Source organism: Kocuria sp. CPCC 205260 (assembly GCF_040981045.1).
Taxonomy (GTDB): domain Bacteria; phylum Actinomycetota; class Actinomycetes; order Actinomycetales; family Micrococcaceae; genus Kocuria; species Kocuria palustris.
The window spans coordinates 1-710 of record NZ_JAVKPT010000041.1; the positions used below are offsets into that span (position 1 = coordinate 1).

The following is a 710-nucleotide window of genomic DNA, read 5'->3' on the forward strand; positions in this document are numbered from 1 at the left end:
TGGTCGGCGGTCTGTCTGAGCTGGTGGTCTGGGGTGTGGTCGTGCACTCCATCCGGCACCTGCGTCCCGCGGGGCGCTCGGCGTGATCGCCCTGGTGGACGTGAACAACTGCTACGTGTCCTGCGAACGTCTCTTCGACCCGTCCCTGCTCGGCAAGCCCACTGTGGTGCTGAGCAACAACGACGGGTGTGTGGTCGCCCGCTCCGCCGAAGCCAAGGCCCTGGGGATCCAGATGGGAGATCCGTGGTTCAAGATCGCCGCCGATGCCCGCCGGTGGGGCTTGCAGCGCAGATCCTCGAACTACCCGCTCTACGCCGATCTCTCCCAACGCACCATGGCTCTGCTGGACCGCTACGCCCAGGCACAGGAGATCTACTCGATCGACGAGTGCTTCCTGACCCCTCCCCCCGGGCACACACGCGAGCTGCTGGCCTGGGGCCGGGAGCTGCAGCGGTTGGAAGCGCGCAACGTAGGGCTGCCCGTCAGCGTGGGCATCGCCCCCACCAAGACCCTGGCCAAGCTGGCCACCGAAGCGGCCAAGAAGATCCCCGCCACCGGGGGCGTGGTGCACTGGGAGAACACCCCGCCGGGCTTCTGGGGCCGGCTTATGGGCACCCTGCCAGTGACCGAGGTGTGGGGGGTGGCCGCGCGCACCGCCCGCCGCCTGGCAGCCCAGGGGACCACCACCGTCGCCGAGCTGCGCGACGCTG

At 69.4% G+C, this 710-nt stretch carries 1 pseudogene; it reads left to right on the forward strand.

Annotated elements, in window-relative coordinates:
• Positions 1-82: 82 nt before the first annotated feature.
• Positions 83-710, forward strand: a pseudogene (locus RF645_RS13020) (DNA polymerase V subunit UmuC); the annotation flags it as partial.